This window comes from Dermacoccus sp. Tok2021 (assembly GCF_019895135.1).
GTDB lineage: Bacteria > Actinomycetota > Actinomycetes > Actinomycetales > Dermatophilaceae > Dermacoccus > Dermacoccus abyssi.
Window position 1 is genome coordinate 32,900 of the sequence record NZ_JAGTHU010000021.1, and the last position, 24,198, is coordinate 57,097.

A 24,198-nucleotide genomic window follows, 5' to 3' on the forward strand; every position below is an offset into this window, starting at 1 on the left:
CCCCCGACCCGAGCTAACCGCTGATTCCGTAGTCCGCCCACACCGACGCGAGGCTGACGGGCGAGTGCTTCTGCGCCAACGCCTTGAACTGCCCACGGGTGATGTTCGCGTGGCGATACGTCGTGGCGAGCTCCTTGAGGAACGCCGTGTGACGCGGTGCGTTCTCGCGCAGGTACGAGCGGTCCATGGCGTAGCGGATGGCGCGTTGCGCGCCGTAGACGTAGTCGTAGCGGCTCGTCGCGAGGTACTCCGGCCCGCTGCTTCCCGCAAGTGTCGACTTCACGGGCGTGTAGGCCCCCGCGATGCCCGCGTGACGTGCGTAGTCGTTCTGCAGCAGGACGGCGAGACCCTCGTGGATGAACAGGACGTCACGCCAGTCCTTGGCCGTCACGGAGTTACCGAACCACATGTGCGCGTTCTCGTGCGCGATGAAGCTCGGAGAACCGTCGACGAGCGAACGCTTGTACTGGACGAGACCGACCTGCTCCTGGCCACCGACGGGGAAATTCGTCAGCGTCGGCCCACCGGACTGCGAGAACGGGTACGGGCCGTACAACCGGGCGAAGTAGTCGAGCGACTTCGCGGTGTGCGTGACGAGGTTGGCCGGAACGTTCGCCATGCCCGCGTACAGGTACGGGACGCTCACGCCTGCCGCGGTGAGCTTGCCGCGCTTCACGGCGAGACCCGGCCCGACGGTGAGCCCGGGGTTGTAGGACGAGACCCGCTCCGGAATGACGATGCGCGTGTTGACCATGCTGCCGTCGCCGAAGGTGTGCGGGGCAGGCGCGCCGTAGGCGATGATCTGGTTGGCCTTCTGCGTCGAGATGCTGATCGCGTACGTGGCCTTGTTGTCGATGCGATCGTTGCTCGGGTACCAGAACACGGCCACCTCGGGCTCACCGGAGAACGTCGTCACGGTGCCGTTCTCGATGACGCCACGGGTGCCTCGGTTGAGGAGAACCCGGTTCCAGGGGATGTCGTCGTACCTGACCTGGAGCGTGAACGACTGCCCCTTCGCCAGAGAAACGCCCGTGATCGACCACTGATACCGCGTTCCGGCCGCCTTGAACGGCTTGCTCACACCGTTCACGGTGACGCTCTTCGGTACGAGCGCGAAGTCGATGAGGAGTGATGTCGTCGCGACCTCGGCACGACACGTCATCGTCGTCGCTCCGTGGACCCGGGCATGTGTGCCGCTGGCGCCGGTGCGAACGGTGTCACCGATGGAGTAGTGACTCACCGAGTAGCGGGAGTCGCCCTTGTTCGGCAACTTGGAGTCACCGGTTGTCGCCGAGACAGGTGACGATCCTGCCACCCCCAGCAGCCCCGCCCCCGCGCCTGCCGCGAGCAGGGTACGGCGTGAAATGTGCCCACAGCACTCGAGATGAGTCATCGTGCCCCCAATGTGTTCGGCACCCACGACCCCACCTCTGCCGAGACTCGCGGTCTCGTCGGTGTCGATGAATCTGATCCATCGACTCTGTCCGGTCGGTGGGCCCTGTGGGGCTCGAACCCACAACCTACGGATTAAAAGTCCGCAGCTCTGCCAATTGAGCTAAAGGCCCTGGCGCCGGCGAGTTCGCGCAGCGCGTGGGCCAGCCTAGCCCGACGGGCCACACCCGCGCACAACGCCCCGCCGCGTCGTCGTTGCGCGCGGTTCGCGCAACGACCGACCGGAACGCGCGACTGCGGAGCACCCGGCGTGGGTGCTCCGCAGTCAGGCGTTGACCGACGTCAGCTGTACGTCGGGCGCGAGTCGTTCTCCGGATCGATGTGAGGACGGTCCTCCTCGTCGAGGGCTTCGCGGTCACTCGGCAGCGAGTGCTCGGCGATGACGTTGTCGAACTCGTCGCTGATGACGACGCGGTCGTGCTCCGCCAGCGTCAGGTTCTCGGCGATCTTGTCGCGCATCATCTCCGGCATGTCGAAACCGTGCTCGTCGAACGCCGCGTTGACGATCTCCAGAGCACCCTCACGATCACCCGGTGTCATCCGCGCGGCAATGTCTCCGATGACCTCGGCGTACCGCACCGCGGCACCCTCTCCGTACTGGTCGGTGAACTGCTGCTGGTTCACCACGTAATTCCACGTTCCCATGAACGAACACCTCCTGGTTTCACGCTACATCGTTGGCACGCAGGAAAACCCGGGCGGGGCCGCGAAACGTCAGGCGATGCCCGCCCCGGCGCTGAGCGGCGCGCCCGTCTTCTCGACGACCTCGTCGAAGGTGACGTCGGGGGCCAGCTCGATACACACGAGCCCATCGTCCGTCACGTCGATGACGGCCAGGTCCGTGATGATGCGCTCGACGACGGCGAGGCCCGTGATCGGCAGCGTGCACTCGGGCAGGATCTTCGGCGAACCGTCCTTCGCGCAGTGCTCCATGAGGACGACGACCTTCTTGGCACCGTGCACGAGATCCATCGCGCCGCCCATGCCCTTGACCATCTTCCCGGGGATCATCCAGTTCGCGATGTCGCCCTTCGTCGAGACCTGCATGGCCCCGAGGATGGCCGCGTCGACCTTGCCGCCGCGGATCATGCCGAACGACGTCGCCGAGTCGAAGATCGACGCGCCGCGACGCAGCGTCACCGTCTCCTTGCCCGCGTTGATGAGGTCGGGGTCGACCGCCTCGTCGCTCGGGTACGCACCCACGCCGAGCAGGCCGTTCTCCGACTGCAGCACGAGCTCGACGTCGTCGTCGACGTAGTTCGGCACGAGCGTCGGCAGGCCGATGCCGAGGTTGACGTAGTCGCCGTCGGCCAGCTCCGTCGCGGCTCGCGCCGCCATCTGTTCACGTGTCCACACCATGTCAGTTACCGCCTTCCGCATCGCGGGTCGTGCGCTTCTCGTACTCATGGTCGAACGCTCGCCCCGCGAACTCTCGCCTACTCACTTCGCGCCGCCTTCCGCATCGCGGGTCGTGCGCTTCTCGTACTCATGGTCGAACGCTCGCCCCGCGAACTCTCGCCTACTCACTTCGCGCCGCCTTCCGCATCGCGGGTCGTGCGCTTCTCGATCCGCTTGTCTCCGGACTGCTCCTTCGTCAGCTCCACCACCCGCTGCACGTAGATGCCCGGCAGGTGCACCTCGTCGGGGGGGATGTCGCCGGGTTCGACGAGCTCCTCCACTTCGGCGATGACCGTCTTGCCGGCCATCGCGCACAGCGGGTTGAAGTTGCGAGCCGAGAGGTTGAACACGAGGTTGCCGTGCCGGTCACCCTTGGCCGCACGCACGAGCGCGAAGTCGGTGACGATGCTCTCCTCGAGCACGTAATCCTTGGCGTCGTCACCCTCGCCGAAGGTGCGCGTCTCCTTGGGCTCCGACTCCTTCTCCACCTGGCCGTCAGCGCCGTACTTCCACGGCATGCCGCCGTCAGCCACCTGCGTGCCGACGCCCGTGGCCGTGAAGAACGCCGGGATACCGGCGCCGCCGGCGCGCAGCTTCTCCGCCAGCGTTCCCTGTGGCGTCAGATGAACCTCGAGTTCGCCCTCGAGGTACTGGCGCGCGAACTCCTTGTTCTCGCCGACGTAGGAGGCGGTGACGAGACGCAGGCGCTTATCGCGCAGTAGAACCCCGAGGCCCCAGTCGTCGACGCCACAGTTGTTCGACACGACCGCGAGGTTCGTCGATCCGAGCTTGTGCAGCTCGCCGATCAGCATGCTCGGGATGCCGCACAGGCCGAATCCTCCGACGGCGAGCGACGAACCGTCCCCGATGTCCGCGACCGCTTCCGCGGCAGACGCCACGACTTTGTCCACTTCTCCTCCTGCACTCGAAGACTTCGGGCGGCACGCGACCATGTGGCCGTGAGATCCACCTCACATCCGAATCCAGTTAATCACCATTAACCGAACCTGTGGGGCGTGATGCCCTGCCAGTGCGTGGTGCCAGACTGCATCCATGACCTCCAAGCCCCTCTACGCGCTCCTGCTCGACGTCGACGGCCCCGTCGCGAGCCCGGTGACGCGCACCCTCGCGATCGATTCCATCGCCGCCGATCTCGTCGCGATGGCCCGGGCGGGCGTCCCGCTCGTGTTCAACACGGGCCGTTCCGACGTCTTCGTCGCGCGCACCGTCATGCCGTCGCTCGTCGCAGCCGGACTGCGTGACGACGCCGTCGTCCTCGCCGTGTGCGAGAAGGGCTCGACGTGGTTCGTGCCGAAGCCCGAGCACCTCGACGGCGCGGGCGACGATCTCGAGGTCGACGAGCGTCTGCGCGTGCCAACGGGGCTCGTCGAGTTCTGCCGCAGCATTGCCCCCGACTTCGAGGACGCGATGTTCTTCGACGCGACGAAGAAGGCGATGGTCAGCTTCGAGGCGCTGCACGGGATCGACCTCGAGACCTACGGGCGCCGGCAGCACGAGATCGAGCAGCGCATCTGGGATTTCCTCGCCGAGCAGGAGATCGGCGTCGCATGGGAGGACCGCACGGCGCTCAACGACAGTGACGACGTCGCGTTGCGCATCGACCCGACGATCATCTCCACCGACGTCGAACACATCGGCACGGGCAAGCAGGTCGGCGCTGACAAGGCCGTCGCCTACCTCGCCGGACTCGGCATCACACCGCGGGAGTGGCGCACGCTCGGGGATTCACGCAGCGACTACGCCATGGCCGACCGGCTCCACGAGCGCGGTTTCGTCGTGCGCCACGGTGACGTGCGCCCGGCCGACGGCCGCCTCGAGCGCGACTACCCCGTCGAGGTCGCGCCCGACGACCTGACGAACGACGCCGCCGGCGCAGCGTTCCTCGCCCGCTGGCGCCGGGACGTGGAATGCGAGCGCCCCTCGGCGACGTTGGCCGGATGACACCCCACACGAAAGGCGAGACCGTGCCGCACATCTTCGAGCCCCTGACCCTGCGCGACGTCACCTTCCCCAACCGCATCTGGCTCGCACCCATGTGCCAGTACAGCTGCGACGCCGGCGACGGCATCCCCACCGCCTGGCATTTCGTCCACCACGCGACGCGCGCGGTCGGCGGGTTCGGACTGCTCATCGCGGAAGCGAGCGCTGTCGCGCCTGAAGGCCGCATCAGCCCCCGAGACGCGGGCATCTGGAACCACGATCAGGTCGCCGGCTGGCGACGCGTCGTCGACGTCGTCCACAGTCACGGCGCGAAGATGGGCATCCAACTCGCACACGCCGGACGCAAGGCCTCCACCTACCCCCCGTTCGCCGGGATGGCGAACGGAAGCGTTCCCGAATCGGACGCCGGCTGGCCGACGCTCGCTCCGTCGGCCATCGCCTTCGACACCCTTGCCGAACCGCGCGCCATGACACTCGAGGAGATCGACGATGTCGTCGATGCCTTCGTCGACGCTGCGGCGCGGGCGGACGAGGCGGGCTTCGACGTCGTCGAGATCCACGCGGCGCACGGGTACCTGCTGCACGAGTTCCTCTCCCCCGCGTCCAACCGCCGCGACGACGAGTACGGCGGGTCGTTCGAGAACCGCGCCCGGTTGCTGCTGCGCGTCACCCGTGAGGTGCGCGAGATCTGGCCGGCGAGCAAGCCGCTCTTCGTGCGCATCTCGGCCACGGACTGGGCCGACACGGGCTGGAACGTCGACGAGTCCGTGCGGCTCGCAACGCTTCTCAAGGAGATCGGCGTCGACCTCGTCGACGTCAGCTCCGGTGGCAACGTCATCGCCGACATCCCGGCGGAGAAGAACTACCAGGTGCCTTTCGCGCAGGCCATCCGCGAACGCTCCGGGGTGGCGACGGGCGCAGTCGGCCTCATCACCGAGCCGGCGCAAGCTGAGGCAATTCTCACCGAGGGCCACGCCGACGCGGTCCTGCTCGGCCGCGCCGCCCTGCGCGAGCCGTACTGGCCGCTGCGCGCAGCGTCGGAGCTCGGCGTCACCTGGCGCGACGCGCCCTACCCCGAGCAGTACACGCGCGGGGCGTGGGATTTCGCGCCGAACTGACGAGAGCTCAAGCCTCCTCGATGGGCGCTGCGAACTGCGCCTCGTACAGGCGCCAGAAGGCACCTTTGGCCGCGATGAGCGCGTCGTGATCGCCCATCTCGACGATGTCGCCGTCCTCCATGACGAGGATGACGTCGGCGTCGCGGATCGTCGAGAGACGGTGGGCGATGACGAAGCTCGTGCGGTCGCTGCGCAGCGCCGCCATGGCCTGCTGCAGCATCACCTCGGTGCGCGTGTCGACCGACGACGTGGCCTCGTCGAGGATGAGCACGTCCGGCTCGGCGAGGAACGCCCGCGCGATCGTGATGAGCTGACGCTCGCCGCTGGAGAGGCTGGCGCCGTCGTCGCTGATGATCGTGTCGTAGCCGTCGGGCAGCGACCGCACGAAACGGTCGACGAAGGTGGCCTCGGCCGCCGCCTGGAGCTGGTCGTCAGTGGCGTCGAGGTTGCCGTAGCGCAGGTTGTCGCGGATCGTGCCGTGGAAGACCCAGCTGTCCTGCAGCACCATGCCGAGGCGCTCACGCAGTTCGCGGCGCGGCACGTCGCGGATGTCGACGCCGTCGAGCGTGATGCGGCCGGCGTCGATCTCGTAGAAGCGCATGAGCAGGTTGACGAGCGTCGTCTTGCCCGCGCCGGTGGGCCCGACGATCGCGACGGTCTGGCCCGGCTCCACGGTGAGTTCGAGACCGTCGATGAGGCGCCGCTCGGGCGTGTAGCCGAACGCGACGCCGTCGAAGGCGACGCGCCCCTGCGTCGGGCGCGACAGGTTGCCCGGCTCATCGCGTGATTCCTCGGGCGCGTCGAGCACCTCGAAGACACGCTCGGCGCTGGCCACGCCGGACTGCAGGAGGTTGACCATCGACGCGATCTGCGTCACCGGCTGCGTGAACTGGCGCGAGTACTGGACGAACGCGGTGACGTCACCGAGCGTCATCTGCCCCGACGCCACGCGCAGGCCACCGACGACACAGATGACGACGTACTGCAGGTTCCCGACGAACATCATGATCGGCATCATGAGACCGGAGAGGAACTGCGCCCGTCGGCTGACGTCCGTGAGCTTCTCGTTGCGATCGTCGAAGGCCGCCTCGACCTGCGGGCCGCGGCCGAACACCCTGACAAGGGCGTGCGCGCTGAAGGCCTCTTCGATCTGACCGTTGAGTTCACCCGTGTGCTGCCACTGCGCGATGAACTGACCTTGCGACTTCTTCATGATGCGGCTCGCCACGAGCATGACGAGCGGGATCGTGAGCAGCGCGATGAGCGTCAGCATCCATGAGACGGTGAACATCATGACGACGACACCGAAGACGGTGCAGATCGAGACGAGCAGCTGGCTCATCGTCTGCTGCATCGACTGACCGACGTTGTCGATGTCGTTCGTCACGCGCGAGAGGAGTTCACCGCGCGGGCGGCCGTCGACGTAGGCGAGCGGTACGCGCGTCAGCTTGGCGTCGACGTCGGCGCGCAGCTTCTTCATCGTCTGCTGCACGAGCGAGTTGAGCAGCCGCGCCTGGACGACCTGGAACAGCGATGCCGCGATGTACAGGCCGAGGACGGCGAGCAGGATCCGACCCACGTGACCGAAGTCGATGCCCTGACCCGGCACGAGATCCATGGCGCTGACCATCTCGGCGAACTTCGTGTTGCCGGAGGCGCGCAGCCCGGCGACGACCTGTTCCTTGGTCTGCCCGGTGGGCAGGCGCATCGAAACCGAGCCGGAGAAGATCGCGTCGACGGCCTTACCCAGGATGCGGGGGCCGAGCACGTTCATCGCGACGGAGGCGACACTGAGCACGAGCACCGCGATCACCTTGAGGCGGTGGGGACGCAGCAAACCGAGCAGGCGCAGGGACGAGCCCTTGAAGTCCATCGTCTTGGCGGCGGGCGCCATTCCGGCGCCGGGGCCGTGGCCCGGGCCGCGCTGCGCGTTCGCGGGAGCGCCGCGTCCTGCCGGGGCGCTCATGCCGCGTCCCGCGAACCGAGCTGGGATTCGACGATCTCCCGGTACTCCGGGCAGCTCTCGAGCAACTCGTGATGAGTACCCAACCCGACGGCGGCGCCGTCCTCGAGGACGAGGATCTGGTCGGCGTCACGGATGCTCGAGATGCGCTGCGCGACGACGAAGACCGTCGCGTGCCGCACGTGGGGTGCGAGGGCCTCGCGCAGGCGCCGGTCCGTGGCGACGTCGAGTGCGGAGAAGGAGTCGTCGAAGAGGTAGATGTTCGCCGACGCGACGAGCGCGCGGGCGATGCACAGGCGCTGACGCTGGCCGCCCGAGACGTTCGTGCCGCCCTGGTCGATCGCGGCGTCGAGGCCGCCGTCCATGCGTTCGACGAAGTCACGCGCCTGGGCTATCTCGAGGGCCTGCCACAGCTCGTCGTCGGTCGCGTCCGGGTTGCCGTAGCGCAGGTTCGTCGCGACGGTGCCGCTGAAGAGGTAGGCCTGCTGCGGCACGATGCCGATGCGGCCCCACAGGGCCTCGGGGTCGAGGTCGCGCACGTCGACGCCGTCGATGCGCACCGCCCCGTCCGTCACGTCGATGAGGCGGGCCACGATGGAGAGCAGGGTCGACTTGCCGGAACCGGTCGAGCCGACGATCGCGACCGTCGTTCCGGGCTCGGCGCGCAGGGTGATGCCGCGCAGCACCGGCGCGTCGGCGCCGGGGTAGCACATCGTCGCGCCGTCGAGTTCGACAACGCCATGGCTCTCGGTCGGGCGCTGCGGGTCGGCGGGTGGCACCACCGACGGCGACGTCCCGAGCACCTCGCCGATGCGCTCCGCGGCCACGGAGGCGCGGGGGATCATGACGAACATGAACGTCGCCATCATGACGGCCATGAGGATCTGGATGAGATAGGTCATGTACGCGGTGAGCGCGCCGATCTGCATGTCTCCGGCGGCGACGCGGTGCCCGCCGAACCACCAGATGGCGACGGTCGAGACGTTCATGACGAGGAAGACCGACGGGAACATGAGCGCCATGAGGTTGCCGACGCGCAGGCTCGCGCGGGCCAGGTTGTCGTTCGCTTCCCCGAAGCGCTCGAGCTCGTGCGGCTCCCGCACGAAGGCACGGATGACGCGGATGCCCGAGAGGTGCTCTCGCATGACGCGGTTGACGACGTCGAGGCGCTCCTGCACGAGTCGGAAGCCCGGCACCATGCGCACGACGATGAGCCCGATGAGCACGGCGAGGGTGGGCACGGCCACGACGACGAGCCACGACAGCCCGACGTCCTGACGTAGCGCCATCGTGATGCCGCCGATCATCATGATCGGCGCCATGACCATGAGGTTGCAGGCCATGAGTACGAGCATCTGCACCTGCTGCACGTCGTTCGTCGAGCGCGTGATGAGCGACGGAGCGCCGAACTGGCCGACCTCGCGCGAGGAGAACCCGAGCACGGTGTGGAACACGCGGCTGCGCAGGTCGCGCCCGACGCTCATGGCCGTGCGCGAGGCGAACCAGGCCGCGCTGATCGAGGCGATGACGGAGACGAAGCTGACGAGCAGCATCCATCCGCCGGTGCGCCAGATGTAGTCGGTGTCGCCGGTGACGACGCCGCGGTCGATGATGTCGGCGTTGAGGTTCGGCAGGTACAGCGACGTCAGGACGCTGACGAGCTGAACGACGACGATGCCCGCGAGCAGGCCACGGTAGGGCGCGAGGCGCTCGCGCAGAAGGCGAAGAAGCACGGCCTCGAGCGTAGCCCCGCAACCGCGCACGCCGCGCGAGCATTTCAGCCGGCCCGGGGCCGACGCGGTCGGGGACGCCCACCACATCGTGGAGCCGACGAGCGTTCGGCTGCGTCGGACCTAGGCTGAACCAGATCGCGAGGGCCACACCAGGTTGCTCGTGCTCGATGACACGGAGGGACGACGTGGCTCAGAGGCACAAGGCACGCCGGCTGTGGCTGCCGTGGCGCAGCCGAACGCGCGCTGTCAACGCGAGGCTGTGGGACCGTGTGCCGACGGACAATCACGGTGGCGGCGACGACCCGATCTCGGCCGCAATTGGCTGCTTCATGTTCATACTCGTGCTGCCCTGGCTCGTGCCAGCGCTGCTCATCCTGCCGTTCTTCCTCGCGGAGTGCCTGCTGCAGTGGATCTTCGCGCTGCCGGTGTTGCTCGTGCGCAGCCTCGGCGGAGCGCGCGTGCCGGTCCGGGTGACGGTGGACGACCGTCGTCACGACGAGTCCATCGCCGGATGGGGCGCGGCGAAGCGCTACGTCGAGCAGATCAACGCGAGCCCCGTGCCGCCGAACATCGGTCACCCAGCTATGTCGCAGGGCACTCCGGAGGAGCGCGGCTGGGAGACGCCCGAGCAGCGTCAGGCGTGGGATGCCGCGCACGGCGGGCCGACCTACCCACCCCAGCGAAACGACGTTCCGCCGCACCAGGGTGCCTACGCACCGCCTCCGAACCAGCAGCGTGGTCTCGGCGCTCAGTGGGGTTCGCCGCGCTGACCGAGAACGTCCGCACGCGAAGGGACGATTTCTTCCCTTCCTGTGCCCAAGGCCGCCGTTTCGACGCAAGAAGGGAAGAAACCACCCCTTCTGGCGCGACGTAACGGGGAGCGCGGTTCGGATTCGCCATCGTGCGAGTTGCGAAGCTCAGCAGCTGATCCCCAACTCGAGCGCTCCTTCGACGGCGGCACGCGTCGAGGGGTGGACCATCGTCAGCCCGACGAGTTCCTCCGCGGTGAACCACCCCAGGTCATCGTGCTCGTCAGGCTCGAGATTCGCGGGAGAACCCGACCAACAGCTGGTGACGAATGCCCGTGCGTCCACCCCAGGAATGGCGAGTTCGACAGGAACCTGCAGCAGGTTCTTCACCCCTACCCCGAGTTCTTCGAGGCACTCGCGCGCAGCAGCGTCCGACCAGTCCTCGCCGTCCTCGACGTGACCACCCGGCAGATCCCAAAGGTCGGGGAAGTTTTGGCGACTCGGATGGCGATGCACGAGAAGCACGCGGTCGTGGGCCACCAGCCCCACGACAGCGATTCTCACTCCGGCACTCACCCTTCGACCGTATCCCGCACCCCGGCCCACCCTGTGAGCGTTGGCCCACTACGTGAGCTGCGCCGGTCACAGAACGGGCCGACGCTCACACGTCACGCAACCCGACGGTGATGGCCCCCGTCGTCCGCGCCCGTACACTTGCGCGGTGAGTACGGCAGTGGGTTATTCAGGGCTATTCGGGCTGACCGGGTACCGCTACATCGTCGTCGCCTTCATCGCACGCCTGCCCCTGGCCATGTCCCAGCTCGGCACGCTGCTGCTCGTCGCGACGACGACGAAGTCCTACACCCAGGCCGGAATCTGCGCGGGCGCGCTCGCCGTCTGCAACGCGGTCGGCGCCCCTTGGTTCGGGTCGCTCACCGACCGTCACGGCCAGTCGCGCGTCCTCATGTTCCAGTGCGTGGCGGGCACGATCGGCCTGTTCGCCACCGTGGCCACTCGCTACTTCGACCTTCACTGGGTCGCCACTGCCGTCGTCGCTGCCCTCACCGGGTTCGTCCTGCCGCAGGTCGGCCAGTTGGCCCGTGTGCGGTGGCGCCCCATCATCGTGGGTCGCAAGGCCGACGACCGGCTCGTCGGCACCGCTTTCTCCTACGAGGGTGCAGCCGACGAGGCGTCCTTCGTCGTCGGACCGGTGCTCGTCGGCGCCGCCGCGGCAGCTCTCGGCACGTGGGCGCCTCTCCTCGCCGCCGCCGTGCTACTCGGCCTCTTTGGCATCCAGTTCGCCCGCCACCCGAGCAGCCGCTTCGCGCCGACGCCCGTCGGCACGTCGAAGGCACCGCTGTGGACCGCGGCGTTCACCGTCCTCGTAGCCGCGCAGTTCTTCATCGGCAACCTGTTCGGCTCGATCCAGACGGGCACGACGCTGCTCACGCAACTCGCCGGGCACCCCGAGAGCTCGGGTCTGTTCCACGCGCTGCTCGGCATCGGTTCGGTGAGCGCCGGAATCGCCCTCGGCCGCCTGACGAAGGCGCCGAACCACCCCAAGCGTCTGCTCCTGTTCGCCACAGCGATGTGGGTTCTCTCCCTGCCGCTGCTCGCCGTCGACAACCTCACGCTGCTCGCCGCAGAGCTCGTCATCCTCGGTTTCGCCATCGCGCCGTACATGATCACGACGTTCACGCTCGGCGAACTCATCACGCACCGTTCGCGCACAGCTACGGCGATGACGCTGCTCGCCGGCGCCACCGGTCTCGGTTACGCGACGGGCGCCGCCCTCGCCGGCCGCCTCGTCGACGAAGGCGGCGTTGCCCCCGCGTTCAAGGTGACGCTCGCCGCCACCACGTTCGCCTTCGTCCTCGCCGTCGGGGCGAGGCGCCTCCTCTCGCGCACGACGCACGCCAACTGACGCTTGCGCGGGCACTCGCGCGAACTAGGCTGACACCATGCCTCGATTCTCCGTGCCCGCACTCGAATCCCAGTTCGGCCAAGCCGCCGTCACGGCTCTCACCGCTGCGGCGACGACCTACATCCGGCCCGCCCGCTTCCCCCGCTGGGTGCGTCGCGGCCTCGCGATGTCGAACACCCTGACGGCCGTAGGTGCCGCCGTCGCGGGTGACCGTCGCCCGGCGCGATCCCAGATCGCCGGCAAGACCGACGACACGATCAACCTCGTCGACGGCCGCCCCGCCTCGCGCGCAGGCGCCAACCTCGTCTCGGCCTCGTCGGCCGGCATGGCGCTCGTGACGTCGGGCCTCGCGCTGCGCGTCGACAAGACCGTCGAGAAGATGCTCGTCAAGCGCGGCGTGCGTAACCCGCGCCTGTGGATGGCGGCCGGCGCGGCCGTCGTCAGCCTCGCCGGGCCGTGGGTGACGAAGGCGATCCAGAACTCGACGGCGAAGCTTCAGGAGAAGGCCATGCCGAAGCCCGCCCTCGAGTCGACGCTCGCGAACCCGCTCGGTTCGAACGAGCAGCGCTCCACGTCGCAGTCCACCCAGATCGAGGCGGGCGACCCGTCACGGCGTGTGGTGAGCGACCAGGAGAACGGCGCCGACGCCGCACAGAACACCGACCACTGAGAAGACTCGCGCCACGCGCGCGAACGCCTCTGCGGCATCTCGGGCGGCGCCTGCCTCGTGCAGGCGTCGCCCGAAGTTCTTCTGCCACTTGGTGAGCTTCGGCGCGCCGAGCGTCGCCACCGGAACGAAGAGCACGAAGACGAGGAACGCGGCAACGAACCGCAGGTACGCCACGGAGCCTCCGGCGCGCGCCGCCAGGTATCCGCCCACGAGGAGAGCGAGCGCGGCCGCGGTGGCCGATCCGTACCACAGCAGTGCCTTCGCGCGAGCGCGTGCTGCTCCCCCGCCGAGGCGCTCGGCAGCCCAGCGGGTCACGCCCTCGCGCATCTTGCTGCGCAGGTACACGACGAGCGCGCAGAGCACGACGATGACGATGACGAGCGACCACGATCTCACGCACCCATTGTGCCTGCCCGAGCGTGAGTGGCCCGTCCGCGCCGAGGCAGACGACCCGGTGGGGGCTTCCACGTAGGCTCACTCGCATGGACACCGTGCCCACCCCCCGTGAGGCGCTCGATCGCATCGCCTTCCTCCTCGAGCGCCGACGCGCCGGAACGTACCGCGTCAAGGCCTTCCGAGGGGCTTCACGCGCCCTCGCGAAGCTGTCGGACGACGAGGTGCGCGCCCGACACGCCGCGGGCACGCTCGGCGACGTTTCCGGTATCGGCAAGACGACGCTCGCCGTCATCACGCAGGCACTCGACGGCGAGACGCCCGAGTACCTCGCCACCTTGGAGGAGTCGAGCCCGGAGTTCCTCGTCGAGGGCGGGCAGGACGTCATGAATGCCGTGCGGGGCGATTGCCACAGCCACTCCGACTGGAGTGACGGTGGCTCCCCCATCGACGAGATGGTCATGGCCGCCATCGGCCTCGGACGCGAGTACCTCGTGCTCACCGACCACTCGCCCTCGCTGCGCGTGGCGAACGGCCTGTCGGCCGAACGCCTCACGAAGCAGCTCGGCGTCATCGAAGCCCTCAACGACGCTGTGGCCTCCACCGGAACCGACTTCGAACTGCTCAAGGGCATCGAGGTGGACATCAAGGACGACGGCAGCCTCGACCAGAGCGACGAGATACTCGCCAAGCTCGACGTTCGTGTCGCGTCCGTGCACTCCAAGCTGCGCTCCGGCCCGGCAGCTATGACGAAGCGGATGCTCGGGGCGATCGAGAACCCCGCGACGACGATCCTCGGGCACTGCACGGGCCGCCTCGTGGAGGGCGAGCGCGGCACGAGGCCGCCGTCGACGTTCGATTCGAAGGCGGTCTTTGCGGCGTGCGCCGAGCACCGTGTCGCCGTCGAGATCAACGCGCGCCCCGAACGCTGCGACCCGCCGGACGACCTCATCCGTGAGGCTCTCGACGCCGGGTGCTACTTCTCGCTCGACTCCGACGCCCACGCCCCCGGCCAGCTCGACTTCCTCGCCTATGGTGCCGAACGCATCGAGCGGCTCGACGTGCCCCTGGAACGGGTCATCACGACGTGGCCGGCCGACCGCGTCCGGGCGTTCGCTCGCAAGGAGATTCCCTGAGATTCCGGGTAGATCGGGCCGTTTTGCAATGCCCCCGAGACGTGTACTAAAGTTACGCAAGTTCGAGCGGCGCCGAGAGGTGAAGATCGCAAAGCAAAGCTCGATGATTTGCGCATGTCCCCATCGTCTAGCGGCCTAGGACACTGCCCTTTCACGGCAGCGGCACGGGTTCGAATCCCGTTGGGGATACCAGCACAAATCGGCCTTATTTCAAGGCCCCGTAGCGCAGTTGGTTAGCGCGCCGCCCTGTCACGGCGGAGGTCGCGGGTTCGAGTCCCGTCGGGGTCGCCATCCCTTTCCCAAGGGCCAGATAGCTCAGTTGGTAGAGCGAGCGACTGAAAATCGCTAGGTCGGCGGTTCGACCCCGTCTCTGGCCACGCTCCACCGAGGAAGCCCCCGAGTTCACACTCGGGGGCTTCTCCGTGTCTCCAAGGTCTTGCCCGACGGCCTCTCCACGCTCGACGCTCCCCCGGGACGACGAACTGCGCCGCCCCGCACCCCGAAGGGCACGAGACGGCGCAGAACCATCGAGCGAGCGTCAGCTCAGCGAGCCGAGCGCCTCGTCGAGAATCGAAAGCGCCGTCGAGATCTCCTCGTCGCTCACGGTGCACGGCGGCACGATGTGCAGGCGGTTGCCCGCAGCGATGACGAGCAGGCCGTTCTTCTTCGCGGCGGCAGCCACCGTGGCGGCAGCCTCCGTGGCGGGTTTCTTCGTCTCCGCGTCCTCGACGAGCTCCAGGGCCCAGAAGACCCCCACGCCACGAGCGTCACCCACGATGTCGTGAGTCTCGGCGAGCTTTGCCAGCCCCGGGCCGAGCACGTCCTCGCCGATGCGGCGGGCGTTGTCGACGATGCCCTCGTCCTTCATCGTGGTGATCGTCTCGACGCCGGCAGCGCAGGCGAGCGGGTGACCGGAGTACGTCAGGCCGCCCGGGTAGGCGCGCTCGTCGAAGTGCCCGGCAATGGCGTCGCTGATGACGACGCCGCCGAGCGGCACGTAACCGGAGTTGACGCCCTTGGCGAACGTGATGAGGTCGGGCACGACGTCGGCGTGCTGGTGGCCGAACCACTTGCCGGTGCGGCCGAAGCCGGCCATGACCTCGTCGGCGATGAAGACGATGCCGTAGCGGTCACAGATCTCGCGCACGCCCTCGAGGTAGCCGGCGGGCGGCGGAATGATGCCCGCCGAACCGATGACGGGCTCGAGCACGAGGGCCGCGAACGCGTCGGGCGATTCCATCTGGATGGTGCGCTCGAGGTGGGCGAGGGCACGCTCGCACTCCTGCTCGGGGCTCTCGGCGAAGAACTCGCTGCGGTAGAGGAACGGCCCGAAGAAGTGCACGACCTCGCTCGCGCCCTTGTCGTTGGCGAAGCGGCGTTGCTCACCGGTGAGGTGGATCGACTGCGCCGTCGCCCCGTGGTAGCTGCGGTAGGCCGACAGCAGCTTGCGCCGACCGGTGAACTCGCGGGCCATGCGCACGGCGTGCTCGTTGGCCTCGGTGCCACCGTTGGTGAAGAAGACCTTGTTGAGGTTGTCGGGCAGCAGGTCGGAGATCATCGACGCGAGCTGCGAACGACGGTCGTTGGCGTTGCTCGGGCCAATGGTGCACAGCGTGGCCGCCTGCTCCTGGATCGCCTCGACCACGCGCGGATGCTGGTGGCCGATGTTCGTGAAGACGAGTTGGCCGGTGAAGTCGAGGTACTCGTTGTCGTCGCCGTCCCACAGGCGCGTCCCCTGCGCGCGCGTGACGACCATCGGGTCGAGGGATCCCTGCGCGGACCACGAGTGGAACACGTGCGCGCGGTCGAGATCGTACGTTTCTTGGGTGCTCAGCTTGGGCGTGCTCATGCCTTCACCTTCTCCCACGCCGACGCCAGGCGCCACCCTCGTCTCACCTGCACTTCCCTCGGGTGTGCGCGCGGGCGGGCGGACCGCTGGTCAGCCCTTCGCCGCCCAGGTCTGCCCGACCCGCTCGAACGCCGCCTCGCCGGACGTGAGTTCCGCCAGAGCCGCGTCGGCGCGCCCCAGCGCATCCAACGGTGCAGCGACCTCCAGGCCGGCGCGCCCGGCCGCCGCGTGCGTGGCGTAGTCGACGTCGGCGACGACGAAACCCGCTGCGCGCAGCGCGTTCTCCACGCGCCCGACGTCCGCGAGAGTCACCTGGCAGGTCAGTCGCACCTGCCGCTCGTAGTGGACGAGACGCGCCTCGTCGAGCGCCGCCCGCACGGCGTCGGAGTAGGCCCTCACGAGGCCGCCCGTGCCGAGCAACGTGCCGCCGAACCACCGGGTGACGACGACGACGACGTCCGTCAGGTCGGCGCCGGTGAGCACGTCGAGCATCGGGGTACCTGCCGTGCCTGAGGGCTCACCGTCATCGTTGGAGCGCCGAATGGCGGCGGCCGGCCCGAGCACGAACGCGCTGCAGTGGTGGCGGGCGTCCCAGTGCTCCTTGCGAGCCCTCTCGACGACGGCACGAGCCTCGTCCTCGCTCGCCACCGGCACGAGGTCGCACAGGAAACGTGACCTCTTGGCCTCGATCTCGGCCTGCACGGCGCGGGCGATCGTCGTGTAGCGCTCCACCATGACACGCAACACTAGGCCCGGAAGCCCATACTCTGCGCCGCCGCGCCACAATGGGGGCATGACCGCACGTACCTCTCGCGCCCTCATCCCCGGCGCCGCAGCGCTCATCGCTCTCGCGAGCGCCCCCGCCGCGTCCGCGCACGACTCCCTCACGGGGGCTCAGCCCGCCGCCGGCACCACCGTCACGTCGGCTCCGCAGCGGCTGACACTGACGTTCAGTGCGCCGGTGCTCGACGTGGGCAGCCAGGTCGCCGTCAAGGGGCCGGACGGCAAGACCAAGCAGGGGACGCCGAAGGCGGACGGCCAGCGCGTGACGGTGCCGTTCGAGCCGACCGGCAACGGCACGTACGCCGTGACGTGGCGGGTCACCTCCTCCGACGGTCACCCCATCAGCGGTTCGTACTCGTTCACGCTCAAGGGCGCGGCGAACTCCTCCACGTCGACGGGCGCCTCCAACGGCTCCGAGGCGCCGGGCACCCTCAAGCCCGTCGACCCCAGCTCCCCCGCGTCCTCGTCGACGGTGAAGGGCCCGTCGACCCCGACCACGGACGAGCCCGGCGACAACATGCCGCTGTTCGTCATCGGAGGCACCGTGGCGGCTGCTGCGGCGGTCGCGGGAACGTTCCTCGTCATGCGCAAGCGCACCAAGGACGACCCCCGCTGACCCACCGGCGCGTTCGCGCAGGGCGAACCACCGCGTCAGCGCCGGGCTGACGCGGTCAGAGCGCGTCCTAGACGGGCGACCCGATGGGCGTTCCGGCCCTGTTCTGAGGTAGCGTTACCCCCACGACAGAAACTTAGGATCCCCAGGGCCCTCCTCCTGAGGTCGATGCCGCGTGCATGGACCGATGGGGGCCGCCCTGGCAAACACAGAGGGGGTCTCGCCATGGGGCGCGGCCGGGCCAAAGCCAAGCAGACCAAGGTTGCTCGCGAGCTCAAGTACTCGACTCCGGACACCGACCTGAGGGCGCTGGAGCGTGAACTGCGCGCTTCGCGCAGCACGTCGGACGCTCGAGACTCGTCGGCTGACCGAGTGAACGACGGCGACGAGTACGACGAGTACGACACGTGGGCGTCGGGCGACCGTTGAGCGTCCACCTCTCGTAGCTCAACCCGCATCTGAGTTGATGTGAACGAATGCCTCCCACCCTTCGGGGTCGGAGGCATTCGTCATGCCCTCGTCACGTCCGACGCCGTCCGCTTTCGCCCCTCGGTGGAAGCGGCAGGTCGGCGTCGGCCGCGACAAGCTCAGGCGTAGTCGCCGACGATCTGACAGGCGCCCGCGTCGACGCCCTTGGCGCCGGAAACCACCTCGGCTTCGGCGGCGTCGAGGCGATCGGTGGCGACGATCTCGCCCATGCGCCACGCCGGCAGGTTCATCTCTTCACAGACCTCGACGGCCGTGGCGGCCTGCTCCGCGGGCAGCACGGCCACGAAGCCGACACCCATGTTGAGCGTGCGCTCGAGGTCGCTCTGCGGCACGTTGCCGACGCGCTGGACGACGTCGAAGACCGCGGGCGGCGTCCACGTCGCACGCTCGATGCGTGCACCCATGCCCTTGGGCAGGACGCGCGCCACGTTGGCCGCGAGCCCACCGCCCGTGACGTGGGAGAGGGCGTGGATGTCGACGCCGTCCGTGCGGATGAGGCGCAGGAGGTCGGCGGCGTACACGCGCGTCGGTTCGAGCAGCTCCTCCCCCAGCGTGCGGCCGAACTCCTCGACGTTCTTGTCGTAGCCCCAACCGGCGCTGGAGAAGACCTTGCGCACGAGCGAGTACCCGTTGGAGTGGATACCGCTCGAGGCGAGGCCCAGAACGACGTCACCCTCACGCACGGACTCGGGCAGGATGAGGTCCTTCTTGTCGACGACGCCGGTGGCGGCGCCCGCGACGTCGTACTCGTCCTCGGCGAGCAGGCCCGGGTGTTCGGCCGTCTCGCCGCCGATGAGAGCGACATTGGCCTGGCGGCACGCGGCAGCGATGCCGGAGACGATCGCGGCGATGCGTTCGGGAACGACCTTGCCGGTGGCGATGTAGTCGGTCATGTAGAGCGGTTCCGCGCCGCACACGACGATGTCGTCGACGACCATGCCGACGAGGTCGAACCCGATCGTGTCGTGCTTGTCGAGTGCCTGCGCGATGGCCACCTTCGTGCCCACACCGTCGGTCGACGTCGCGAGGATCGGGTGCATCATTCCGCCGAGCACCGAGGCGTCGAACAGCCCGGCGAACCCGCCCAGGCCGCCGAGGACCTCGGGGCGCTGCGCACGCTTGACCGACTCCTTCATGAGCTCGACGGCCTTGTCACCGGCTTCGACGTCCACACCGGCTCCGGCGTAGGTGATGGCCTCGTTCTGCGTCATGTGTCGTTCGTCCTTCGTGGGGGCGTGTCGGCGGTCAGTGCGAGATGCGGGACGGGTCGACCGCGCCGCCACCGGCCAGCGGCGAGACGCCGTCGGGGTTGGTGCGGGCGAGGTCGGCCGTGCCGACGTCGGTGGGGTCGGCCCCGGCGAACTCGACGGGAAGCTGCAGTTCCAGCATGTTCTTGCCGAGGCGGTCGGACGACGGCAGCTCGACCGGGTATTCGCCGGTGAAGCACGCGGAGCACAGGTTCTCCGGCTCCTGCTGGGTGGCCGCCATCATGCCCTCGGGGCTGATGTAGCCGAGGGAGTCGGCACCGATCGACGTGCAGATCTCCTCGACGTTGGCACCGTTCGCGATGAGCTCGGCACGCGTGGCGAAGTCGATGCCGTAGAAGCAGGGCCAGCGCACGGGCGGGCTGGAGATGCGCACGTGCACCTCCAGGGCACCGGCTTCGCGCAGCATCCGCACGAGCGCACGCTGGGTGTTGCCGCGCACGATCGAGTCGTCGACGACGACGAGGCGCTTGCCCTTGATGATCGGCTTGAGCGGGTTGAGCTTGAGGCGGATGCCGAGCTGACGGATCGTCTGGCTCGGCGCGATGAAGGTGCGCCCGACGTAGGCGTTCTTCACGAGGCCCATGCCGTAGGGGATGCCGGATTCCTCGGCGTAGCCGATGGCCGCCGGCGTGCCGGATTCGGGCGTCGGCATGACCATGTCGGCGTCCACGGGGAACTCGCGGGCCAGCTGACGGCCCATCTCGACGCGGCTCTCGTAGACCTCACGGCCGCTGATCGTCGTGTCGGGGCGGGCGAGGTAGACGTACTCGAATACGCAGCCCTTCGGCTCGGGCTTGGCGAACATCGTCGAACGCAGGCCGTCGGAGTCGATGGCGATCATCTCGCCGGGGTTGACCTCGCGCACGAAGCTGGCGCCCACGATGTCGAGCGCGGCCGTCTCGCTCGCGACGACCCAGCCGCGGTCGAGGCGACCGATGACGAGCGGGCGGATGCCCTGGGGGTCGCGCGCGGCGTACAGCGTGTTCTCGTCGATGAAGGTGAAGCAGAACGCACCACGCAGCTGCGGGAGCACCTTGAGCGCGGTCTCCTCGAGGGAGAGTTCGGGGTGCGAGCCGAGCAGCGTCGTCACGAGGGCCGTGTCGGTGGTGTTGCCGCGACGCAGTTCGCCCTGGGTGTTGCCCAGCTCGCCGTGGATGTCCTCGAGCGTCTCGCGCAGTTCGGCGGAGTTGATGAGGTTGCCGTTGTGCGCGAGCGCGACCGTGCCCTTGGCCGTGTCACCGAGCGTCGGCTGGGCGTTCTCCCACGTCGAACCGCCGGTCGTCGAATACCGGCAGTGACCGATGGCGAGGTGGCCCTTGAGGGAGGCGAGGTTCGTCTCGTCGAATACCTGGGAGACGAGGCCCATGTCCTTGTAGACGAGGATGCTTCGCCCGTCGCTCGTGGCGATGCCCGCGGACTCCTGCCCGCGGTGCTGCAGGGCGTACAGCCCGTAGTAGGTCAGCTTCGCGACGTCCTCGCCGGGGGCCCAGACGCCGAAGACGCCACAGGCGTCCTGCGGCCCCTTCTCGCCGGGGAGGAGATCGTGCGTGAGTTTTCCGTCACCGCGTGTCACCGCGTCATTGTTTCACGCGCCGGCTACCCGGTGCGGACGAGCGTCTGAGACGGCGGTCTCAGGCCTTCGGAGGTTCGGGGCGCCGTTGCCGTCAGCGCTGGGCGCGCTTGTCGGCGAGGGCGAAGCCGACCCCACCGAGGAGGGCGCCGATGCCACCGAAGAGGAGGGCGAAGTAACCGAGGGTGGAACCCTCCGTGTAGTTGCCGCCCTCACCGCCGGCAATGGCGATGACGAGACCGACGACGACACCCAACACAAGGCCCGTGAGGACGAACGGCAGGATGCGCGGCGAACGGCTCACCCGTGCGAGCGGGATACCGTCCTCGCCCTGCACCGGACGCTGGTCGGCGACGGCGGCGGGCTTCTTCGCGTTGCGTGATCTCACGATGCCAACGGTAGCAACGCGGCGCACGGGCGCTGCAGCCGCGTCACGCCCAGGAAACGGCTGCGCCGAGGAGCCAGCCACGCGAAGTGACCCGGCGGTAAGGTGCCGGTAGGTATGTCATTGCTCAATCATCGATGGGACGAACCATGAAGTGGCTGATCCTCCTCGTCGTGCTCCTCGCCTTGGCGGGTATCGCATGGCTGCTGATGCGCGACCCGAAGAAGGGTGGCTCTGTCGGCATCCACGGCGTGAGCGGCAAGAACAAGATCGGCTCCGAGGAGGAGCCGGAGACCCTCGAGGCAACGGACGGGGAGTCCGACGAGATCGAGACGGCCGGTTCGAAGGCCGAGCAGGACGCCGACAGGGCCGAGCCTGCGAAGGCCGAGGTCGACGAGATCTCCGGCAAGGACGCGAAGAAGCAGGACGGCAAGGGCAAGACCGCCGCCGCGGCCGGCGCTGCCGGTGCCGCGGGTGCGGCTGCTGCCGCCTCCTCGAAGGACGACAACGCTTCCGGCTCCGACGACTGGGACGCCGCTCCGGCCCCGGTGGCCAACACCGAGAAGAACGACGACGCGCAGGCTGCTGCCGGCGACGACTGGGACGCAGCCCCGCCCGCCGTCGACGACTCGGCCAAGGCTACCGACAAGGACACCGCAGCGAAGAACGAGGCTCCTGCCGCCTCGTCGGGCGACGACTGGGACGCCGAGCCCCCGGCCGTGGACGACGCGTCCGCGAAGACCGAGAGCAAGCCCGCCGAGACCGAAGCCGCTCCGGCTGCGTCCTCCGGCGACGACTGGGACGCTGCTCCCCCGGCTCTCGACGACTCGTCGGCTGCCGAGCCGAAGTCCGAGAGCAAGGCCGAGGCTGCTCCTGCCGCCGCTTCGTCAGGCGACGACTGGGATGCCGAGCCCCCGGCCCTCGACGACTCGGCCGCTGCTGACACGAAGGCCGTTCCCGCGCCCGCCGCGTCCGGCGACGACTGGGATGCGGAGCCCCCGGCTCTCGACGACTCGGCCCCTGCCGAAGCGAAGAGCGAGGACAAGCCCACGGAGACGCAGGCTTCCTCGGAGGCGGCTACCGACACGGAGCCCGCTGCCGCGCCTGCCGCCGCCGCGAGCTCGGGTGGCGACGACTGGGCCGCCGAGCCGCCGGCTCTCGAGGACCTCGACAGCGCTCCGGCCGCGTCGGCGAACGACGAGAAGGCTGCGACGAAGCCCGCCGAGCCGAGTGACGCCGAGGCTCCGAAGGCCGAGACCAGAGAGGCCCCGGAGTCGTCAGTGGCGAACGAGAAGCCGGCTGCCGCTGCGCCGGCCAGCTCGAGCGGCGACGACTGGGCCACCGAGCCTCCTGCTCTGGAGGACCTCGACAGCGCTCCCGCTGCGTCGTCCGCCGAGACCTCGACGCAGTCGACGAGCGAAGCACCGTCCGAGTCGGCTGAGTCCGACTCGAAGGCTCCCGCTGAGGAGGCCACAGCGGAGGAGACGAAGCCCGCTTCGAGCGACGAGTCCGACGCTGAGGAAACGACCGAGAAGTCCGAGGGCGAGAAGAGCAGCGTCGCGCCGGCTGCGGCTGCTGCGACGGCCACGGCGGCCACTGCCGCCGCTGCGAGCTCCGGTGGTTCGGGTGGGGACGACTGGAACACCGAGCCCCCGGCCCTGGCCGACCTCGACAACGCTCCCGCGGCGCAGTCCGAGCCGGCCGAGTCGCCCGCTGAGGCGTCGGAGCAGCCGTCGAGCGACGCGACGTCGGATGACACGGAAGCTGCCTCCCCGGAGACGTCCTCGCAGGGCGCGGCAGCCGACGACACCGTCGCGGGCGACGCAGCTGCCAACGCCTCCAGGGATGCCGTCGAGGACGAGGCTCCCGCATCGGACGCCGCAGGTGCACCGGATGCTGCGGCGTCCGAGAGTGAGTCCGAGGACTCGACCGAGTCGACGCAGGCGCCGGCGAGCTCCGACTCCGCAGACTCCGCATCGGCTCCGGCCGCTGCGGCGGCACCCGCGAGCTCGGGTGGCGACGACTGGGGCACCGAGCCCCTGCCGCTCGACCAGCTCGACAGCGGCCCGGTTCCGAAGGCGGAGACGACCGACGCGCCCGTTTCCGAGAGCACCGGAGCCGCGGCTGTCGCCGGTGCCACCGGGGAGCCGTCGGCCGACGACGTCGAGCTCGAGCGTGAGGACGACGAGTTCTCCGCCTCCGACAATGCCGTCGTCGAGGACAGCGGTGTTGCCCCGACGACGCCGGAGGACGCGGCCCCCGCCAAGATCGGCGAGGTCCAGGAGACGAGCAGCGACGAGTTCTCCGCCTCCGCCGACGTCTCGGACGATTCGCAGAGCCGCTCGGCGAGCGCCACCGACGAGGCTTCGTCGTCGCAGTCGGAGTCCGAGGAGCAGACGTTCGTGGCCGGCACGGACGAGGGTGACTCGAACGACGGCGAGCCCGACCACGCGAGCTCGGCGGGCCAGCAGGACGGCCCGTTCGGCCCGGGTTCGGCCGAACCGAACGAGGACGGCTCCGCGCCGTCGCCCGAGTTCACGATCAAGGGCAACGCCGACTCGATGCTGTTCCACACGCCCGACAGCCCGGGTTACGAGCAGACAGAAGCCGAGGTGTGGTTCACGAGCGAGGACGCCGCGAAGGCTGCGATGTTCCGCCACTGGGACGCCTCGAAACGCTGACCCGACGCACGAACGACGCCGCCCCCCCCCCGCGGGGGGGGGGGGGGGGGGGGGTGTGGGGC

Annotated in this window: 22 protein-coding genes and 4 tRNA genes; 12 read left to right on the forward strand and 14 right to left on the reverse strand. The window is 69.0% G+C overall.

All coding sequences use genetic code 11. From position 1 onward, the window contains the following. Positions 1 to 13: 13 nt before the first annotated feature. From K9D12_RS11915 to K9D12_RS11935, 5 genes are all read right to left on the reverse strand, one after another. The gene (locus K9D12_RS11915) at positions 14 to 1,393 is read right to left on the reverse strand and encodes a M1 family metallopeptidase (protein WP_223060328.1); all 1,380 of its coding nucleotides are present in this window, start codon (positions 1,391 to 1,393) and stop codon (positions 14 to 16) included. A gap of 99 nt (positions 1,394 to 1,492) precedes the next feature. Then, positions 1,493 to 1,565 (reverse strand) — tRNA-Lys (locus K9D12_RS11920). 169 nt (positions 1,566 to 1,734) lie between these two features. Continuing rightward, positions 1,735 to 2,097, reverse strand: coding sequence for a hypothetical protein (locus K9D12_RS11925; RefSeq protein WP_047312363.1), 363 nt, complete (start codon positions 2,095 to 2,097; stop codon positions 1,735 to 1,737). A 69-nt stretch (positions 2,098 to 2,166) separates the two neighbouring features. Further along, positions 2,167 to 2,811 (reverse strand): CoA transferase subunit B, encoded by a 645-nt coding sequence (locus tag K9D12_RS11930; RefSeq protein WP_047312364.1) that lies wholly within the window; start codon positions 2,809 to 2,811, stop codon positions 2,167 to 2,169. A 164-nt stretch (positions 2,812 to 2,975) separates the two neighbouring features. Beyond that, entirely contained in the window at positions 2,976 to 3,761 is a 786-nt protein-coding gene (locus tag K9D12_RS11935; RefSeq protein ID WP_223060329.1) for a CoA transferase subunit A, read from the reverse strand. A 142-nt stretch (positions 3,762 to 3,903) separates the two neighbouring features. Between K9D12_RS11935 and K9D12_RS11940 the strand changes: the two genes are divergently transcribed. Together K9D12_RS11940 and K9D12_RS11945 are read left to right on the forward strand one after the other, a co-directional pair. Further along, the gene (locus tag K9D12_RS11940; RefSeq protein ID WP_223060330.1) at positions 3,904 to 4,812 is read left to right on the forward strand and encodes a hypothetical protein; all 909 of its coding nucleotides are present in this window, start codon (positions 3,904 to 3,906) and stop codon (positions 4,810 to 4,812) included. A gap of 23 nt (positions 4,813 to 4,835) precedes the next feature. Continuing rightward, positions 4,836 to 5,930 (forward strand): NADH:flavin oxidoreductase/NADH oxidase, encoded by a 1,095-nt coding sequence (locus K9D12_RS11945; RefSeq protein ID WP_222617861.1) that lies wholly within the window; start codon positions 4,836 to 4,838, stop codon positions 5,928 to 5,930. Between the two features lie 7 nt (positions 5,931 to 5,937). Here the strand turns inward: K9D12_RS11945 and K9D12_RS11950 are convergent, their stop codons facing one another. Both K9D12_RS11950 and K9D12_RS11955 read right to left on the reverse strand, forming a co-directional pair. After that, on the reverse strand, positions 5,938 to 7,896 hold the full coding sequence (locus K9D12_RS11950; protein ID WP_304515492.1) for an ABC transporter ATP-binding protein: 1,959 nt from the start codon (positions 7,894 to 7,896) through the stop codon (positions 5,938 to 5,940). Further along, positions 7,893 to 9,626, reverse strand: coding sequence for an ABC transporter ATP-binding protein (locus tag K9D12_RS11955; protein ID WP_223060331.1), 1,734 nt, complete (start codon positions 9,624 to 9,626; stop codon positions 7,893 to 7,895). Before K9D12_RS11955 ends, K9D12_RS11950 begins: the two co-directional genes overlap by 4 nt. A 185-nt stretch (positions 9,627 to 9,811) precedes the next feature. On the opposite strand from K9D12_RS11955, the gene K9D12_RS11960 reads away from it, so the two are divergent. Further along, positions 9,812 to 10,396, forward strand: coding sequence for a hypothetical protein (locus K9D12_RS11960; protein WP_223060332.1), 585 nt, complete (start codon positions 9,812 to 9,814; stop codon positions 10,394 to 10,396). A 147-nt stretch (positions 10,397 to 10,543) separates the two neighbouring features. Here the strand turns inward: K9D12_RS11960 and K9D12_RS11965 are convergent, their stop codons facing one another. Then, on the reverse strand, positions 10,544 to 10,951 hold the full coding sequence (locus tag K9D12_RS11965; protein ID WP_223060333.1) for an NUDIX hydrolase: 408 nt from the start codon (positions 10,949 to 10,951) through the stop codon (positions 10,544 to 10,546). 145 nt (positions 10,952 to 11,096) lie between these two features. Between K9D12_RS11965 and K9D12_RS11970 the strand changes: the two genes are divergently transcribed. Continuing rightward, positions 11,097 to 12,299, forward strand: coding sequence for an MFS transporter (locus tag K9D12_RS11970; RefSeq protein WP_370633506.1), 1,203 nt, complete (start codon positions 11,097 to 11,099; stop codon positions 12,297 to 12,299). Positions 12,300 to 12,336: 37 nt separating this feature from the next. Continuing rightward, a complete protein-coding gene (locus K9D12_RS11975; protein ID WP_118913423.1) occupies positions 12,337 to 12,969 on the forward strand; it encodes a hypothetical protein in 633 nt (210 codons plus the stop codon). Here the strand turns inward: K9D12_RS11975 and K9D12_RS11980 are convergent. Next, positions 12,907 to 13,365: a hypothetical protein gene (locus K9D12_RS11980; protein WP_187037357.1), complete on the reverse strand. Its 459-nt coding sequence runs from the start codon at positions 13,363 to 13,365 to the stop codon at positions 12,907 to 12,909. The genes K9D12_RS11975 and K9D12_RS11980 overlap by 63 nt on opposite strands. An 86-nt stretch (positions 13,366 to 13,451) precedes the next feature. Between K9D12_RS11980 and K9D12_RS11985 the strand changes: the two genes are divergently transcribed. From K9D12_RS11985 to K9D12_RS12000, 4 genes are all read left to right on the forward strand, one after another. After that, complete coding sequence (locus K9D12_RS11985) at positions 13,452 to 14,498, forward strand: PHP domain-containing protein (protein ID WP_223060334.1); 1,047 nt, start codon at positions 13,452 to 13,454, stop codon at positions 14,496 to 14,498. A 116-nt stretch (positions 14,499 to 14,614) separates the two neighbouring features. Beyond that, positions 14,615 to 14,690, forward strand: a tRNA-Glu gene (locus K9D12_RS11990). A gap of 22 nt (positions 14,691 to 14,712) precedes the next feature. Further along, positions 14,713 to 14,789, forward strand: a tRNA-Asp gene (locus K9D12_RS11995). Between the two features lie 13 nt (positions 14,790 to 14,802). Then, positions 14,803 to 14,875: transfer RNA gene (locus tag K9D12_RS12000), tRNA-Phe, on the forward strand. 161 nt (positions 14,876 to 15,036) lie between these two features. On the opposite strand, the gene K9D12_RS12005 is transcribed toward K9D12_RS12000, so the two are convergent. Beyond that, entirely contained in the window at positions 15,037 to 16,347 is a 1,311-nt protein-coding gene (locus K9D12_RS12005; RefSeq protein WP_129665122.1) for an aspartate aminotransferase family protein, read from the reverse strand. Between the two features lie 90 nt (positions 16,348 to 16,437). Beyond that, entirely contained in the window at positions 16,438 to 17,082 is a 645-nt protein-coding gene (locus K9D12_RS12010) for a YigZ family protein (RefSeq protein WP_223060335.1), read from the reverse strand. Positions 17,083 to 17,140: 58 nt separating this feature from the next. Here K9D12_RS12010 and K9D12_RS12015 point away from each other — a divergent pair, with 58 nt between their 5' ends. Together K9D12_RS12015 and K9D12_RS12020 are read left to right on the forward strand one after the other, a co-directional pair. Next, positions 17,141 to 17,746, forward strand: a complete 606-nt coding sequence (locus tag K9D12_RS12015; RefSeq protein WP_223060336.1) for a copper resistance CopC family protein — start codon at positions 17,141 to 17,143, stop codon at positions 17,744 to 17,746. Positions 17,747 to 17,968: 222 nt separating this feature from the next. After that, positions 17,969 to 18,172 (forward strand): DUF3073 domain-containing protein, encoded by a 204-nt coding sequence (locus tag K9D12_RS12020; RefSeq protein ID WP_047312377.1) that lies wholly within the window; start codon positions 17,969 to 17,971, stop codon positions 18,170 to 18,172. A 158-nt stretch (positions 18,173 to 18,330) separates the two neighbouring features. Here K9D12_RS12020 and purM read toward each other — a convergent pair whose 3' ends face one another. The 3 genes from purM to K9D12_RS12035 form a co-directional block, all read right to left on the reverse strand. After that, on the reverse strand, positions 18,331 to 19,443 hold the full coding sequence (purM, locus tag K9D12_RS12025) for a phosphoribosylformylglycinamidine cyclo-ligase (protein WP_223060337.1): 1,113 nt from the start codon (positions 19,441 to 19,443) through the stop codon (positions 18,331 to 18,333). A 34-nt stretch (positions 19,444 to 19,477) separates the two neighbouring features. After that, a complete protein-coding gene (gene purF, locus K9D12_RS12030; protein WP_223060338.1) occupies positions 19,478 to 21,073 on the reverse strand; it encodes an amidophosphoribosyltransferase in 1,596 nt (531 codons plus the stop codon). 91 nt (positions 21,074 to 21,164) lie between these two features. Further along, positions 21,165 to 21,458 carry a hypothetical protein gene (locus K9D12_RS12035; protein WP_193643396.1) on the reverse strand — a complete coding sequence of 98 codons (294 nt, stop codon included), beginning with the start codon at positions 21,456 to 21,458 and terminating at the stop codon, positions 21,165 to 21,167. Positions 21,459 to 21,604: 146 nt separating this feature from the next. Between K9D12_RS12035 and K9D12_RS12040 the strand changes: the two genes are divergently transcribed. Beyond that, positions 21,605 to 24,136: a hypothetical protein gene (locus K9D12_RS12040; protein WP_223060339.1), complete on the forward strand. Its 2,532-nt coding sequence runs from the start codon at positions 21,605 to 21,607 to the stop codon at positions 24,134 to 24,136. Positions 24,137 to 24,198: the final 62 nt, after the last annotated feature.